Source organism: Mesorhizobium sp. M4A.F.Ca.ET.090.04.2.1 (assembly GCF_003999085.1).
Lineage (GTDB): Bacteria > Pseudomonadota > Alphaproteobacteria > Rhizobiales > Rhizobiaceae > Mesorhizobium.
Genome location: NZ_RZOT01000094.1, coordinates 1 through 13,488, shown reverse-complemented (window position 1 = coordinate 13,488; position 13,488 = coordinate 1). Strand labels below are relative to the sequence as shown.

Sequence of the window (13,488 nt, the reverse complement as noted above, 5' to 3'; positions counted from 1 at the left end):
GTGCGCGCCTTTGGCGGCGCCGCAATGGCGCGGGCCGCCGACGAGGCGCTGGTCAAGATCGGCGCCGTGCTGCCCGATACCGAGAAGGACCGCATCGCCCGCACCGAGATCCACACGCCGATGTGGGTGGTGAGCGATGCCGCGCGCGAGGCGATCGACCTGATCGAGCGCGCGATCGAGAAACGCCAGGTCCTGACCATTGACTATTCGGACGAGGCCGGGCGCGGCACGGCGCGCGACATCCGGCCGCTCGGCCTGTGGTTCTGGGGCAAGGTGTGGACGCTGGTCGCCTGGTGCGAGATGCGCGACGATTTCCGCGCCTTCCGCATCGACCGCATTGCCTCGGTGGTGATCGCCGGCCGCGTCTACAAACCGGAGCGCGGCAAGCAGCTCGCCGATTTCTACCGCGCGGTGGAGCGCAGCGAGGACTATGGCATGACGCCGGACCGGGCGGCGCGCAACTGAAGGCTCGAAGGCCAATAAAAAAGCCCGCTCGAAGCGGGCTTTTTTGTTGGCATGCCGAGAATTCTACTCCTCGTCGTCCGTGTCCTTGTCCTTCGACTTCAGCGCCGAGAGCTTGGCGAAGACGGCGTTGGCGTCGAGCTCGGCGTCCTCGTCCTTCGGCTTTTCCGGCGCCGGGACCAGCCGTTCCGTCAACGCCGCCGGCAGCAGCGTGTCGCCGACCGGCTGCGCCTGCTCGCGGCCGCGCGAGGCGCGGTTGACTTCCATGTCGAGGTCGATCTGCGAGGCGAGACCCAGCGTCACCGGATCCATCGGCTGCAGATTGGCCGAATTCCAGTGCTTGCGCTCGCGGATCTGCTCGATCGTCGACTTGGTGGTGCCTACAAGACGGGCAATCTGCGCGTCCTTCAGTTCGGGATGGTTGCGCACCAGCCAGAGGATGGCATTCGGCCGGTCCTGACGCTTCGACAGCGGCGTGTAGCGCGGGCCCTTGCGCTTGGATTCCGGCACCCTGACCTTTGGGTCGGACAGCTTCAGTCGATGGTTCGGGTCCTTCTCGGCGCGCGCGATCTCGTCGCGGGTCAGCTGGCCGGTCATGATCGGGTCCATGCCCTTGATGCCTTGCGCCGATTCGCCGTCGGCGATCGCCTTGACCTCAAGCGGATGCAGCCCGCAGAACTGGGCGATCTGCTCGAAGGAGAGCGCGGTGTTGTCGACCAGCCAGACGGCGGTCGCCTTGGGCATCAGCAGCGTATTGGCCATTTCCAAAAATCCTTCTCGTTCGCCCGCGTTCCCGCGCGGGCGGTGGTTTTAGAGCCACCAAAATGGGAAATTCGCGGCCTGTATAACCGCTCCGTCACCATTTCGCAATGTTTTTGGAGAGCCCTGGAGGAGAGGCCGGGCACGGCCGCGGCCCAAGAAAGACAAAACCCGCCGGACTGGGTCCAGCGGGTTCGGAACCGGAGACGAGCAAGCGTCTTCGACGGCTCTGGCTTCGCAACGCTGCCCCGGCCTCACGGCCGGGGCGCGCTTGAGATCAAAGAGCCTGGCGGGCGATACGCTCGATGTCGGCGCGGTTGATGCCGAGGTCGTGAAGCTGACGGGCGTTGAGCTTGTTCAGCTCGCGCACGGTCTCGTTGTACATGCGCCAGTTACGGAAAGCGCGGATCGGGTTCATGGCGGGTCTCCAGTCGTTGGTTGATTTGTTCGATGCCGTGTAAATAGGCACCGCCGCCTGAGAATTGAACGGACGCTTTTGCATGGCGGCAATGCGTTTTGTGCATTGCAGCATTAAGCTCTTGTTCAGCTTTTCCGCAGGCGATTTACACACCAGGGCGCGTCGAGATTCAGGTCAGGCCGAGGCGGAGTCGAAGACGGGCGCGGGGCGACCAAAACGGTGGTTTCCGAGAACCGGAGCGGAGCGTACTTCCGCATGTCCCGGAGAAGTGGTCCCGGTTTTCCGACAAGGACATGCGGCAGCAAGGAAACTACGTGAGCACCGGAAGCGCAGGAAAGCGCCGTTTGCAGGCCGGCCTCACCTGAATATCGATGCATCCTAGCCGACGTCGAGCACGATCTTGCCGATATGCTCCCCATCCTCCATCCGCTCATGCGCCCGCCAGGCTTCGCTGAGCGGCAGGATCGTGTCCATCACCGGCGCTATCTTGCGGCTGCCGAGCAACGGCCAGACCTGCGCCTCCAGCGCCACGGCGATCGCCGCCTTGAATTCGACCGTGCGCGGCCTCAGCGTCGAGCCGGTATGGGTGAGCCGCTTGACCATGAGCCTGGAGAAATCGACACTCGCCGCCGCCCCGCCCTGCACGGCGATCTGGACGATGCGGCCTTCCACCGCCGCGGCCTCGTAATTGCGTGTCACATAGTCTCCGGCGATCATGTCGAGGATCACATTGGCGCCCTTGCCACCAGTCGCGTCCTTGACCGCGGCGACGAAGTCCTCCTCGCGGTAATTAATCGCCCGGTCGGCGCCGAGCTTCAGGCAGGCGTCGCATTTTTCCCTGCTGCCGGCGGTGGTGATGACGTAGGCGCCGAAGGCCGACGCCAACTGGATCGCCGTGGTGCCGATGCCCGACGAACCGCCATGCACCAGCAGCGTTTCGCCGCACTTCAAGCCGCCGCGCTCGAACACATTGTGCCAGACAGTGAAATAGGTTTCCGGCACCGCCGCCGCTTCGGTGTGGGTGAAGCCGGCCGGCAGCGGCAGCACGCTGCCGGCGTGCACCTTGACATATTCGGCGTATCCGCCGCCGGGGGTGAGCGCGCAGACCCGGTCGCCGATGCGCCAGCGCGATATCTCGTCGCCAAGTGCCGCGACTTCGCCCGAGACCTCGAGCCCCGGCAGATCGGAGGCGCCGGGCGGCGGCGGATAGGCGCCCTTGCGCTGCAGCACATCCGGCCGGTTTACGCCGGCGGCACGCACCCGGATCAGGACCTCGCCTGGCCCCGGCAGGGGCACATCGCGCGTTTCCGGCTTCAGCACCCGCGGCCCGCCTGGCGCCGAGATCGCGATCGCCATCATCTTCGCCGGAATCTTCTGTGCGCTCGCCATGAATTGTCCCGTCCTCGTCTGGCCTCTTTGGCTGGCCGTTTGCATCAGCACCCGTGCCCTATGTATGCTCATTGTCGAATCCGGCAAATGGCATATCAGGGAGGAGCGACGATGGCGATCTTCGACGACGAACCCGTTAAGAAGGCGCGCCCGCATGAGATCGGGCAGGATCTGGCCCTGCTTTCGGCCGACGAACTGTCCGAGCGGATCGGCATGCTGCGCGACGAGATCGCCCGGCTGGAAGCCGAGTTGAAGGCCAAGGGAGCGACCAAATCAGCGGCCGAGGCGCTGTTCCGCCGCGGCTAGCGTTGAAAGCGGCAGTGTTCGCCGCCGAAAAGCCCGAATGCGCCTGTCAGACCAGCGCCACGAACCTCCAGCCGGATCAGCCAATGTTTGCGACCTACCGACCGATCCTCTCGCTGCTTCGCGGCACGGCCTTCCTGCTCGCGGCGTCCGGCCTGCACGGGCTGCTGCTGCCGTTGCGAGGCCAATTGGAGGGCTTTTCCACGGCATCGCTGGGCTTGATGGGCACCGCCTGGGCCGGCGGCTTCGTCACCGGCTGCTTCTTTGCGCCGCGCCTGGTTCGCCGCGCCGGCCATGTCAGGGCCTTCGGCGCCTTTGCCGCGTCGGGCGCCATCGTCGCTTTGCTCACCGGCCTTATCATCGATGAATATGTCTGGATCCTGCTGCGCGCCTTCACCGGCTTCACCATGGCTGGCGCCTTCATGGTCATCGAAAGCTGGCTGAACGAGAAGGCCACCAACGAGAACCGCGGCACCGTCTTCGGCCTCTACATGATGGTCACCTATGCATCGATCATGGGCGGCCAGATGATCGTCGCCGGCGGCGACGTGAAGTCGGCTTCGCTGTTCATGATCACCGGCATCCTGTTCTGCCTGTCGCTGATCCCGACCGCCGTCTCGACGCAGTCGCATCCGAAGCCGCTGCAGGACGTGAAGCTCGACGTGAAGGGGCTCTACGCCAATTCGCCGGTGTCGGCGATTGCCTGCCTGTTGATCGGCATTGCCAACGGCGCCTGGGGCACGCTCGGCGCCGTCTATGGCGCCCGCATCGGCATCTCAACGGCCGAGATCGCGCTGATGATGAGCCTGGTGGTGGTGGCGGGAGCGGCCATGCAGCTTCCGGCGGGACGCCTCTCGGACAAGACCGACCGCCGTTTCGTGCTGGCGGGTGCGGCCTTTGGCGCAGCCTTGTTTGCCATTTTCGTCTTCCTGTTCGAGCCGCGCTCCGGCGTCTTCGTCATCGTCTTGACCGCCGCCTACGGCGCTTTCGCCTACACGCTCTATTCGATCGCAGTGGCGCATGCCAACGACCACGCGCGGGCGGAGGATTTCGTCAAGGTTTCGGGCGGTCTTCTGCTGCTCTACGGCTTCGGCACCATGATCGGGCCCCTGCTCGCCGCCGGCCTGATGGGCTGGCTGCGCCCCGAGGGCCTGTTCCTGGCCACCGCGCTCGCCCATCTTTGCCTGGCGGGCTACACCCTGCTGCGCATCAGCCGCCGCGCCCCGGTGCCGATCGAAAACCGCGACGCCTTCAAGACCCAGCCGGCCGACCGTTCGGTGACGCCGGAAGCCTTGCGGCTCGATCCGCGCAGAAAGGCTGAAACCAATGGTTGAGATTTGGGAAACTTTGCCTCTAAAATGACGCATGATGTTTTCTGATGCCTTTGTGGCGATTGCCGATCCCAACCGGCGCTATCTTCTCGAAGAGCTCCGGCGCGGCCCGAAGACCGTCAACGAACTGGCGGCCGGACTGCCAGTTTCACGCCCAGCCGTCTCGCAGCACCTGAAGGTTCTGCTCGAGGCCGGCCTGGTCAACGCCAAGGCGGAAGGCACGCGGCGGGTCTACACGGTCAGCAGTGCCGGCTTCCTGCGGTTGAACATCTGGCTCGACCAGTTCTGGGAAGCATTGCCCGGCGAGTGACCTCTGGGCGGCATGACCGGTCCGGCACTTGCTTGATGCGATTCCGTTCTGCGCTTTTTCTGGCTGTGGAGGAGGAAACCCATGCGACGCGAAGCGGTTCTTGGCGCTCTGACGGCAATCAATCTGGTTCTGCTCGCTGGCATGGGGCTGACGCAGATCCTGCCGGCGAAGGCGCAGGACAGCCCAGGCATTCTGCGCGGAAGCGGGCTTCAGATTGTCGATAGTCAGGGCCGGGTGCGCTCCAGCATCTCCGTGCTCCCGGCGAAGGCCGGCGAGGCCGAAACCGTGCTGTTCCGCCTCATCGCGGAGAATGGCCAGCCCTCGGTCAAGATCAGCGCCACGACCGCCAGCGCCGGTCTGAGTTTCGTCGGCGGCGACGACGCAAGCTACATTTTGCTCGAGGCGGATGGTCCCGAAACTCGGCTCGAGATGGTGGAACCGGAGGGCCGCAAGAAGGTGATCGAGCCATAGGAGCGATGCAAGGCCAGGTGAGAAGGACCGCTCGCCTCCGATCGCGAAGCACTGATGTCAGCCGTCGTTGTAGGGGAAGAACTTGAAGTAGGGCTGGGCTTCCTCGATCACGCGGGCGAAGGACGGTCGTTGGAGCAGGCGATCGTGATAACGCCTAACCGCGGGGAACCTGTCGCCGAACGGCTCGACCTTGTTGGCGTAGAACAGCGCCGGAGCCGCCGCGCAGTCGGCCATGGTGAAGGTTTCGCCAACCGCCCAAATCCTCGACTGCATCTCGGTTTCGATGATGGCGTAGGAGGCGCGCAACTGCGCCCGCGCCTGCTCGACACCGAACGGGTCGGTCTGGCCCTGCGGCCGCAGCCGGTCGCCGACGATCTTCTGCATCGGCTCCTGCACATAGAAATCGTAGAAGCGGTCGGCGGTCCGAACCTGGCGGGCGAGGTCGGCATCGGCCGGGATCAGCGCGGTCGGGCCAGGATAGTGGACGGCCAGATACTCGATCACGATGGTTGATTCCGGCACCGTCTGTCCGCGCGCCTCGTCGCGCAGCACCGGCATCTTGCCCGCCGGCGACAGTCTCAGGAACGCCGCGCGCGACTGCTCGTTGCCGAGATCGACAATGACGACATCGAAAGGCGTGCCGTTCTCGTAGAGCGCGATCAGCGGCTTCCAGCAGAACGATGCCAGCGGGTGGAGGTGCATGGTCAGAGACATTGCTTGCTCGCTTGTGGCCGCCGGTCCGGGCGGAAGGGGGCTTCTGGTCTTGATAATGGCGCATCCGGTGAGGCGCTGTCACGCCGGGGATGGATCGGCCCGCGCCCGCGCTGCCCGGTCATGCGCCACGATGGCGGCGATCATGACGGCCCAGTCGTCCGGATGCAGTTCGTGGCCGCCGCCCTCGATACGCACCAACTTCGCACCGGCAACCGCCTCGGCGAGCGCTGCGCCATGCTCGACCGGAAAGATCGGATCCGTCGTGCCGTGGATGACGAGCAGCGCAATCCGCATCGCCCGAAGGCGGTCCTTCCAGTCTCCGCCGTTCTTGAGCAGGAAGTGGTTGGTCGCGCTGAGCAGGCCTCCCGACCGGTCATAGTCCCGCTCGACGAACGCCCTTGTCCGCTTCTCGTCGAACGGATGCGCGGTGCTTGCGATGACGCGGGCTTCGCTGACGATGAAGTCGATCACCTGCTCGCGATCCGACCAATCGACCTTCTCACCTGCCGCCGCGTGCTCTTTGTAGCTCTCGGACATTCCCGGCAGATGCGAGGTGTCGATGCCGACAGGCGACGTGCTGATCACGGTCAGCGCCGTGAGGCGCGACGGGTGTTTCAGCGCCACCAGCTGCGCGATCATGCCGCCCATCGACATGCCGACCACATGCGCCCTCACGACCTCATGATCGTCGAGCACGCGGATGGCATCGTCGGCCATGTCATCGAATGTGTAGGGCGGCTCGCCAGGCGCGTATTTGCTCGAGTGGCCGGTGTCGCGATTGTCGTAGCGGATTACGAACAGACCCTCGCCGGCCAGCTTCCGGCAGAACGCTTCTGGCCACCACAGCATCGACGCCATGGCGCCCATGATCAGCAGAACGGCCGGATCGCCGGGACTGCCAAAAGTTTCGGAAACGATCCGGGGCTGCTCTTTCGTCTTCATGGTCGCTTCCTTCTCTGTCAATCCGATTGCATTTTGCAATCAGTTGCACGATAATCAGACTGATACGATAATGCAACCGGTTTTTCTGGAGACTTTGCATGAACACCGATCACCGCTCCGGCTGCCCGATCAATCTGTCGCTCGAAGTGTTCGGCGATCGCTGGAGCCTGATCATCCTGCGCGACATGATCTTCGGCGGCCGGCGTCATTTTCGCGAAATGCTCAACGGATCGATCGAGGGCATCGCGTCCAACATCCTTGCCGACCGGCTGAAGCGGCTGATGGAGCTGGGCATGCTGACAAAGGCCGACGATCCTTCCCACAAGCAGAAGGCAATCTACAGCCTGACCGAGATGGCCATCACCCTGGTGCCGATCATGGCGCATCTCGGCGCCTGGGGCCGTGTCTGGCTGCCGGTCAGCGAGGAGCTCTCGATCCGCGCTGAGCTTCTGGAAAACGGCGGCCCACCCTTATGGGAGCGCTTCATGGACGAATTGCGCCATGAACACCTCGGCGCGCCGATCGACCATGAGGGGCCAACCGTTCGGGCGACCCTGCAGGCCGGCTACGAGGTGGTGGTCGCCCGCAAGGCTGAGGCTGCCGCCGGCTAGACAGGGCGCGGCGTTTCGCCACTTCCCGAAAATCAGTTTCAACCGCGGCCGGGATTGTATCTTGCGTCTCGTCGACGATGATCGCGGCCTTCAACAGGAGACTGCCATGACCGCGCTGACGCTCGAGAAAGCCAAGCAAATCATCGACGCCGCCTTCGCCAGGGGTGCCGAGCTGAAGCTCAGGCCGCTCGGCGTGTCGGTGCTCGATGCCGGCGCCCATCTGGTCGCCTTCCAGCGCCAGGACGGCGCATCGTTCCTGCGTCCGCAAATGTCGGCCGGCAAGGCCTATAGCGCGCTCGCCATCGGCATGGGCTCGCGCCGCGTCGAAGCCTTCGCCAAGGAACGGCCGCATCTGATCGCCGGCATCTCCGACGTCTCCGGCGGTCGTGTCCTGCCTGTCGTCGGCGGCGTGCTGATCCGCGATCATGTCGGCGCCGTCATCGGCGCGGTCGGCATCTCCGGCGACACGTCGGACAATGACGAGGCCGCCGCGATCGCCGGCATCGAAGCCGCCGGCTTCACTGCCGATCCGGGCTGAGCCCGGATCATTTGCAGACCGGTCTCACCTGAATATCGGCACATCCTAGTTCAGGTTGATATCCCGGCTTGCCGACCGCATCGACACCGAGAAGCCGGCGAGCACGTCGAACAGCGCGATGACCATCAGGGTGAAGAAGACCGAATGCGCTGCGCCCTTCACCAGCAGGAACTCGACCAGGAAGGCGATGAAGACCAGTGTCGACAACAGATGGTCGAGGATCGAGGCGTTGGTGGTGCGCACCGATTTTGAGATCTCGACGAACAGGAAGATCAGGCCGATCAGCACCATCAGGTCGCCGAGCGTCATCGAGAAAACGCCACCGGACATCATGCGGAACGAGAACATCTCGTTGGCCCAGGGATCGTCGCCGCTGCCGAATATCCCGAGCAGCCCGAGATTGTAGAGCACGAAGGGCACGATCAGCAGGGGGATGGCACCGAACATCTGGCGTCTCCGATTGAGCTTCCTTCAGTTGCAGCCCGCCGGCCTTCCTCGTCAAGAAGTTTCATGCGTCGCCGCTAACACGCTCGAAGACCGCGCGAAACAAGCATGTTAGCGGGGGTTCCTCCCGCGCCTGTCAGGCCACAAAGACCGGCGCGCAGGGTCCGTCGGCGGAGTCGGTATCGGACCGCGACGCTGGAGCGATTGGCGAGGCCAAACGCAAAAAGACCGGCCCAATGGCCGGTCTTTTTGGAAGTCGCAAACCGCCGGAAGCTTCTCAGCTTTCCTTCGGCTCCAGAACCTGGCGGCCGCGATACATGCCGGTCTTCAGGTCGATATGGTGCGGGCGGCGCATTTCGCCGGAATTCTTGTCCTCGACATAGGTCGGGGCCTTGAGGGCGTCGGCCGAGCGGCGCATGCCGCGCTTCGACGGAGAGGTTTTTCGTTTCGGAACGGCCATGGATATGCTCCACTACATGGTCAAAATGCCCCGGCAACCCTCGTGAAAGGGCCGCGTCTGGGGCCATAATCTGAGAAAGTCGGGTGCCTATACACGCCTTGCGCCGTTTTGGCCAGCACCGCGGCAAATTTTTTTGAGCCGGCGCTGGTTCGTCCTAATCAAGGCAACCCACATAGGCTCCCGACCTACCGGCGCGCCGCTCGATCAGTGCCGCCAGGCGTCGCAAGCCCGGCCCCGGTTTTGCCGGATTGCGGGCGATCGGATTGGGCAGCGTGACGGCGAGCAGCGCCGCCTGCCGGCGCGACAATTTGTTTGCCGAGACGCCGAAATGATGCTGGGCGGCCGCCTCGATGCCGTAGATGCCCGGGCCCCATTCGGCGATGTTGAGGTAGATCTCCATAATGCGCCGCTTCGACATCACCGCGTCGAAATAGACGGCGAGCGGCAGTTCGACCACCTTGCGCACCGTGCCCAGCGGCCGCGACCAGAGGAAGAGGTTCTTCACCGTCTGCATTGTGATGGTCGAGGCACCGCGCGTCGCCTCGCCGGCCAGCGCGTCGTCCACGACGCCGCGCAATTCGCCGAGATCGACCCCGCGGTGGAAGCAGAACTGCCCGTCCTCCGACATGATCACCGAATGCGCCAGCGCCGGCGACACGTCGTCGATCGAAACCCAGCGCCGGTCGTAGCCGGAGAAGGTCGCGAGGTCCTTCAGCATCAGCGTCGACACCGGATGCACGAAGGACGGCAGATAGAGGAAGGTCAGCACCACCGGTACCACCGCCAGGATGGCGGCAACGACCAGGGAGCGCCGGCCAAGGCGCTTGAGACCGGCCCGGTTCAGGCGCCTCGGCCGCGCCATGTCCAGTCCTTCGATTTCATGATCGACGATCGGTTCCGTCAAGCCGCCCCACCCGTGCCATCAGCTCAACCGGCATAATGGCGCGCGGCTTCTTGCGCAATGTCTGAGTGTCGGCTACCGCTCCCGGCCATGGCGAAAGACGAAGAAATCGCGTTCGAAACCGCACTTCTGACACGCGCAGCGGCAATCGAGGCGCTGCTCAGGCGGCTTCTCGACCTGCGCGCGCTGTCCGGCGAGATCGCCCGGCCGGAGCGGCTGATGGCGGCCATGCGCCATGGCGTGTTGAACGGCGGCAAGCGCCTGCGCCCTTTTCTGGTTATGGAAAGTGCAGCGCTCTTTTCCGCAGATGGCGAGGCGGCATCGCGCGTGGCGGCGGCGCTCGAATGCGTGCATTGCTATTCGCTGATCCATGACGATCTACCGGCCATGGACAATGACGATCTGCGCCGCGGTCAGCCGACCGTGCACCGGGCCTTCGACGATGCCACCGCCATCCTCGCCGGCGACGCGCTGCTGACGCTTGCCTTCGACATCCTCGCCGACGAGGCCACCGTGCTGCCCGTGGAACGCCGGGCAGCGCTGGTGCTGGCGCTTGCCCGCGCCGCGGGCATTGGCGGCATGGTTGGCGGGCAGATGCTCGATCTCGATGCCGGACGCACTCCGCCGGACGAGGCCGGCATCATCCGGCTGCAGGCGATGAAGACCGGCGCCTTGATCCGCTTTGCCTGCGAGGCCGGCGCCATCGTCGCCGGCGCGCCGCCGGAAGACCGCGAGCGGCTGGCCGAATTCGGCTCGGCGATCGGGCTCGCCTTCCAGCTTGCCGACGACCTGCTCGACCTGACGGCGGATGCGCACCAGATGGGCAAGGCGACCGGCAAGGACGCCGCCGCAGGCAAGGCGACGCTGGTCGCCCTGCACGGCGCCGACTGGGCGCGCAAGCAGCTCAACGGCCTCGTCGGCCAGGCGCATGCGCTGCTCGATCCCTATGGCGAGCGCGCGGCCCTGCTGAAGGAAGCGGCGACATTCGTGGCGACGCGCAACAGCTGACCTGTTGCACAGGCGAACGACGCCGGCTCGCCACCGGTCCGATCTTCACAACCCTGCCAGCGCGAAAATGCGGGATGCCCAGCACCGCTGAGCGAGCTGCGGATAGGGCGCCGACGTCGCTCCGATTGTTCGCTCTTTCCGAATAGTGCTGCCAGCAGCGGGGTGATTATCCGACATCCGCGGCAATCTATATCCGCCCCATGACAACGAAGATCGATCCGTCCGATGACGACGCGACCGTCGTCATCGGACGCGCCAACCGGCGCCGTGAAATGCCACTGAAAGGAACCTGCAAATGCCCTTTGCCAACTTCAAGATGCCCGAGGCCGCCCTCACAAAAGCGCAGAAGGAAGATCTCGTCCACAAGACCACGCAGATGTTCGTGGACTATTTCGGCGAGGGTGTGCGCCCCTACACCATGGTGCTGATCGAAGAAGTTCCTGATGGAGGCTACGGCCGCGCCGATGAAGTCTTTGTCCTTCCCGATGCCTATCGGGCTAAGGATGTTGCCTGACATGAACAAGGCGAGCCGCTTGTCGAGCGGCTCGCCTTTCGGGCAAATGCAATAGTCCATTTTTGATAGGCGAACACACGATCGCGTGAGCCCATTCGATCCGTCCCCGCCTAGGTCGGACCTCAGCCTCTTGCGGCCGCATTGGCGACCACAAACACCGAATAGAGCGACTGCCGCGCCGTGATGAACAGGCGGTTGCGCTTGGCGCCGCCGAAGGCGAGGTTCGCCACCGTTTCCGGGATGCGGATCTTGCCTATCAGCGTGCCGTCGGGATCGAAGCAATGCACGCCGTCGCCGGCGCCTGCCCAGACCCGACCCGCCGTATCCACCCTGAAGCCGTCGAACAGGCCGGCCGTGCAGGTTGCGAAAACGCCGAGTTCCTTGAGCGCATTGCCTTCGACGGCAAACTTGCGGATGTGCCGCGGCCCGTCCTTCTGATGCGTGATGCCGGTGTCGCCGACATAGAGGACCGTCTCGTCCGGCGAGAAGGCGAGACCGTTGGGCTTCGCCATCGTCGAGACGACGCGCGCCACCTCGCCGGTCGCGGGATCGGCGTGGTAGACGTGGCAGCCCTCGATCTCCTGTTCGGAGCGGTCGCCCTCATAGTCTGTCGCGATGCCATAGGGCGGATCGGAGAACCACACCGTGCCGTCGGAGCGCACCACGACGTCGTTGGGCGAATTCAGGCGCTTGCCGTCGAAGCAGTCGGCGATCACCGTGATCGATCCGTCATGCTCGGTGCGCGTGACGCGCCGCGACCGATGCTCGCAGGTGACCAGCCGTCCCTCTGTATCGACCGTGTTGCCGTTGGCACTGTTTGCCGGCGCCCGGAACACCGAAACCACGCCATTGGTCTCGTCGTAGCGCATGATGCGGTCGTTGGGGATGTCGGAGAAGACCAGATAGCGCCCGGCCGCGAACCATGCCGGGCCTTCCAGCCAGCGCCCTCCGGTCCACACCCGCTCGACCGCCACATGGCCGACGAAACAGCTTTCGAACCGCTCGTCGAGAACCTCGAAGCCCGCGCCCTCTAAGTCTCCGAACATGCTCCATCCTCCGCGAAAACGGGTTACCGATAGCCTTCGCGGCAAACCGTTTTCAAGACTTGACCTGCAAAAATGTTAGCGATAACATCGGTGCCAATTCAGTCCGTTTGCTTGGCTTGGGAGGGCCATAGATGCGGCCCAAGCTCATCGAATTCATCGACATCTCCAAGCGCTTCGGCGGCACTCTGGCGCTGAAGTCGGTCTCGCTCGACATCCACGAGGGCGAGATCGTCGCCCTGCTTGGCGAGAATGGCGCCGGCAAGTCGACGCTGATCAAGACGCTCGCCGGCATCCACAAGCGCGACCAGGGCACGATCCGCTTTCGCGGCGAAGACTATCACCACCGCCCGCCGCGTCCCAACCAGCCACAGAAGGTCGCCTTTATCCATCAGGACCTCGGCCTCATCGAATGGATGACGGTGGCCGAGAATGTCGGCATGGCGCAGGGCTTTTCGCGCCGCTCGGGCCTGATCGATTGGCGCGACACCGAGCGCCGCGCCGAGCGCGCGCTGGCGCTGGTCGGCTGCGCCTTCGATCCGGCGACGCGCGTCCAGGACCTTTCGCGCACGGAAAAGTCGCTGGTGGCGATCGCTCGCGCACTCGCCACCGAAGCCGACGTTCTGGTGCTCGACGAGCCGACGGCAAGCCTGCCGGCCGACGAGGTCGAACGCCTGTTCGAGGCGCTGCGTCCGCTGCGCGAGCGCGGCGTCGGCATGATCTATGTCTCGCACCGGCTGGACGAGGTGTTCCGGATCGCCGACCGCGTCGCCGTCATGCGCGACGGCCGCATGGTCGCGGTTAAGCCAGTGGTCGAGACCACGCCGCAAGAACTGGTCGACCTGATCGTCGGCCGGCCGGCGCACCAGA

At 64.7% G+C, this 13,488-nt stretch carries 19 protein-coding genes; 10 read left to right on the top strand and 9 right to left on the bottom strand.

The genetic code is table 11. From position 1 onward, the window contains the following. Window positions 1-465, top strand: a 465-nt coding sequence (locus tag EN781_RS09470) for a WYL domain-containing protein (protein ID WP_127399921.1), incomplete at its 5' end; no start/stop codon positions are given. 63 nt (window positions 466-528) lie between these two features. Here EN781_RS09470 and EN781_RS09465 read toward each other — a convergent pair. The 3 genes from EN781_RS09465 to EN781_RS09455 form a co-directional block, all read right to left on the bottom strand. Continuing rightward, window positions 529-1,224, bottom strand: coding sequence for a DUF1013 domain-containing protein (locus EN781_RS09465; protein WP_126057964.1), 696 nt, complete (start codon window positions 1,222-1,224; stop codon window positions 529-531). 274 nt (window positions 1,225-1,498) lie between these two features. Next, window positions 1,499-1,639: a DUF1127 domain-containing protein gene (locus EN781_RS09460; RefSeq protein ID WP_126057963.1), complete on the bottom strand. Its 141-nt coding sequence runs from the start codon at window positions 1,637-1,639 to the stop codon at window positions 1,499-1,501. A gap of 378 nt (window positions 1,640-2,017) precedes the next feature. After that, window positions 2,018-3,028, bottom strand: coding sequence for an NAD(P)H-quinone oxidoreductase (locus EN781_RS09455; RefSeq protein ID WP_126057962.1), 1,011 nt, complete (start codon window positions 3,026-3,028; stop codon window positions 2,018-2,020). A gap of 111 nt (window positions 3,029-3,139) precedes the next feature. Between EN781_RS09455 and EN781_RS09450 the strand changes: the two genes are divergently transcribed. From EN781_RS09450 to EN781_RS09435, 4 genes are all read left to right on the top strand, one after another. After that, window positions 3,140-3,334 (top strand): DUF1192 domain-containing protein, encoded by a 195-nt coding sequence (locus EN781_RS09450; protein ID WP_126057961.1) that lies wholly within the window; start codon window positions 3,140-3,142, stop codon window positions 3,332-3,334. Between the two features lie 83 nt (window positions 3,335-3,417). Next, on the top strand, window positions 3,418-4,665 hold the full coding sequence (locus EN781_RS09445) for an MFS transporter (protein WP_126057960.1): 1,248 nt from the start codon (window positions 3,418-3,420) through the stop codon (window positions 4,663-4,665). Between the two features lie 31 nt (window positions 4,666-4,696). Continuing rightward, a complete protein-coding gene (locus EN781_RS09440; RefSeq protein ID WP_126057959.1) occupies window positions 4,697-4,972 on the top strand; it encodes a metalloregulator ArsR/SmtB family transcription factor in 276 nt (91 codons plus the stop codon). A gap of 81 nt (window positions 4,973-5,053) precedes the next feature. Continuing rightward, window positions 5,054-5,443, top strand: a complete 390-nt coding sequence (locus EN781_RS09435) for a hypothetical protein (protein ID WP_126057958.1) — start codon at window positions 5,054-5,056, stop codon at window positions 5,441-5,443. Between the two features lie 57 nt (window positions 5,444-5,500). Here EN781_RS09435 and EN781_RS09430 read toward each other — a convergent pair whose 3' ends face one another. Next, window positions 5,501-6,157 (bottom strand): glutathione S-transferase family protein, encoded by a 657-nt coding sequence (locus tag EN781_RS09430; RefSeq protein ID WP_126057957.1) that lies wholly within the window; start codon window positions 6,155-6,157, stop codon window positions 5,501-5,503. 78 nt (window positions 6,158-6,235) lie between these two features. Then, entirely contained in the window at window positions 6,236-7,099 is an 864-nt protein-coding gene (locus EN781_RS09425) for an alpha/beta hydrolase (RefSeq protein ID WP_126057956.1), read from the bottom strand. Window positions 7,100-7,197: 98 nt separating this feature from the next. On the opposite strand from EN781_RS09425, the gene EN781_RS09420 reads away from it, so the two are divergent. Continuing rightward, on the top strand, window positions 7,198-7,710 hold the full coding sequence (locus EN781_RS09420) for a helix-turn-helix domain-containing protein (RefSeq protein WP_126057955.1): 513 nt from the start codon (window positions 7,198-7,200) through the stop codon (window positions 7,708-7,710). 106 nt (window positions 7,711-7,816) lie between these two features. After that, window positions 7,817-8,248, top strand: coding sequence for a heme-binding protein (locus EN781_RS09415; protein ID WP_126057954.1), 432 nt, complete (start codon window positions 7,817-7,819; stop codon window positions 8,246-8,248). 45 nt (window positions 8,249-8,293) lie between these two features. On the opposite strand, the gene EN781_RS09410 is transcribed toward EN781_RS09415, so the two are convergent. The 3 genes from EN781_RS09410 to EN781_RS09400 all read right to left on the bottom strand — a co-directional run bounded on the left by EN781_RS09410 (window position 8,294) and on the right by EN781_RS09400 (window position 10,014). Then, window positions 8,294-8,695, bottom strand: coding sequence for a hypothetical protein (locus tag EN781_RS09410; protein ID WP_126057953.1), 402 nt, complete (start codon window positions 8,693-8,695; stop codon window positions 8,294-8,296). A gap of 274 nt (window positions 8,696-8,969) precedes the next feature. Then, the gene (gene rpmF / locus EN781_RS09405; protein WP_006203806.1) at window positions 8,970-9,152 is read right to left on the bottom strand and encodes a 50S ribosomal protein L32; all 183 of its coding nucleotides are present in this window, start codon (window positions 9,150-9,152) and stop codon (window positions 8,970-8,972) included. Between the two features lie 154 nt (window positions 9,153-9,306). Further along, the gene (locus tag EN781_RS09400; protein WP_126059336.1) at window positions 9,307-10,014 is read right to left on the bottom strand and encodes a transglycosylase domain-containing protein; all 708 of its coding nucleotides are present in this window, start codon (window positions 10,012-10,014) and stop codon (window positions 9,307-9,309) included. A gap of 129 nt (window positions 10,015-10,143) precedes the next feature. Between EN781_RS09400 and EN781_RS09395 the strand changes: the two genes are divergently transcribed. Beyond that, complete coding sequence (locus tag EN781_RS09395; RefSeq protein WP_126057952.1) at window positions 10,144-11,061, top strand: polyprenyl synthetase family protein; 918 nt, start codon at window positions 10,144-10,146, stop codon at window positions 11,059-11,061. Between the two features lie 295 nt (window positions 11,062-11,356). After that, window positions 11,357-11,575: a 4-oxalocrotonate tautomerase family protein gene (locus EN781_RS09390; protein WP_126057951.1), complete on the top strand. Its 219-nt coding sequence runs from the start codon at window positions 11,357-11,359 to the stop codon at window positions 11,573-11,575. Between the two features lie 122 nt (window positions 11,576-11,697). Here EN781_RS09390 and EN781_RS09385 read toward each other — a convergent pair whose 3' ends face one another. After that, entirely contained in the window at window positions 11,698-12,621 is a 924-nt protein-coding gene (locus tag EN781_RS09385) for an SMP-30/gluconolactonase/LRE family protein (RefSeq protein WP_126057950.1), read from the bottom strand. 131 nt (window positions 12,622-12,752) lie between these two features. On the opposite strand from EN781_RS09385, the gene EN781_RS09380 reads away from it, so the two are divergent. Then, window positions 12,753-13,488, top strand: a 736-nt coding sequence (locus tag EN781_RS09380; protein ID WP_145965469.1) for an ATP-binding cassette domain-containing protein, incomplete at its 3' end; no start/stop codon positions are given.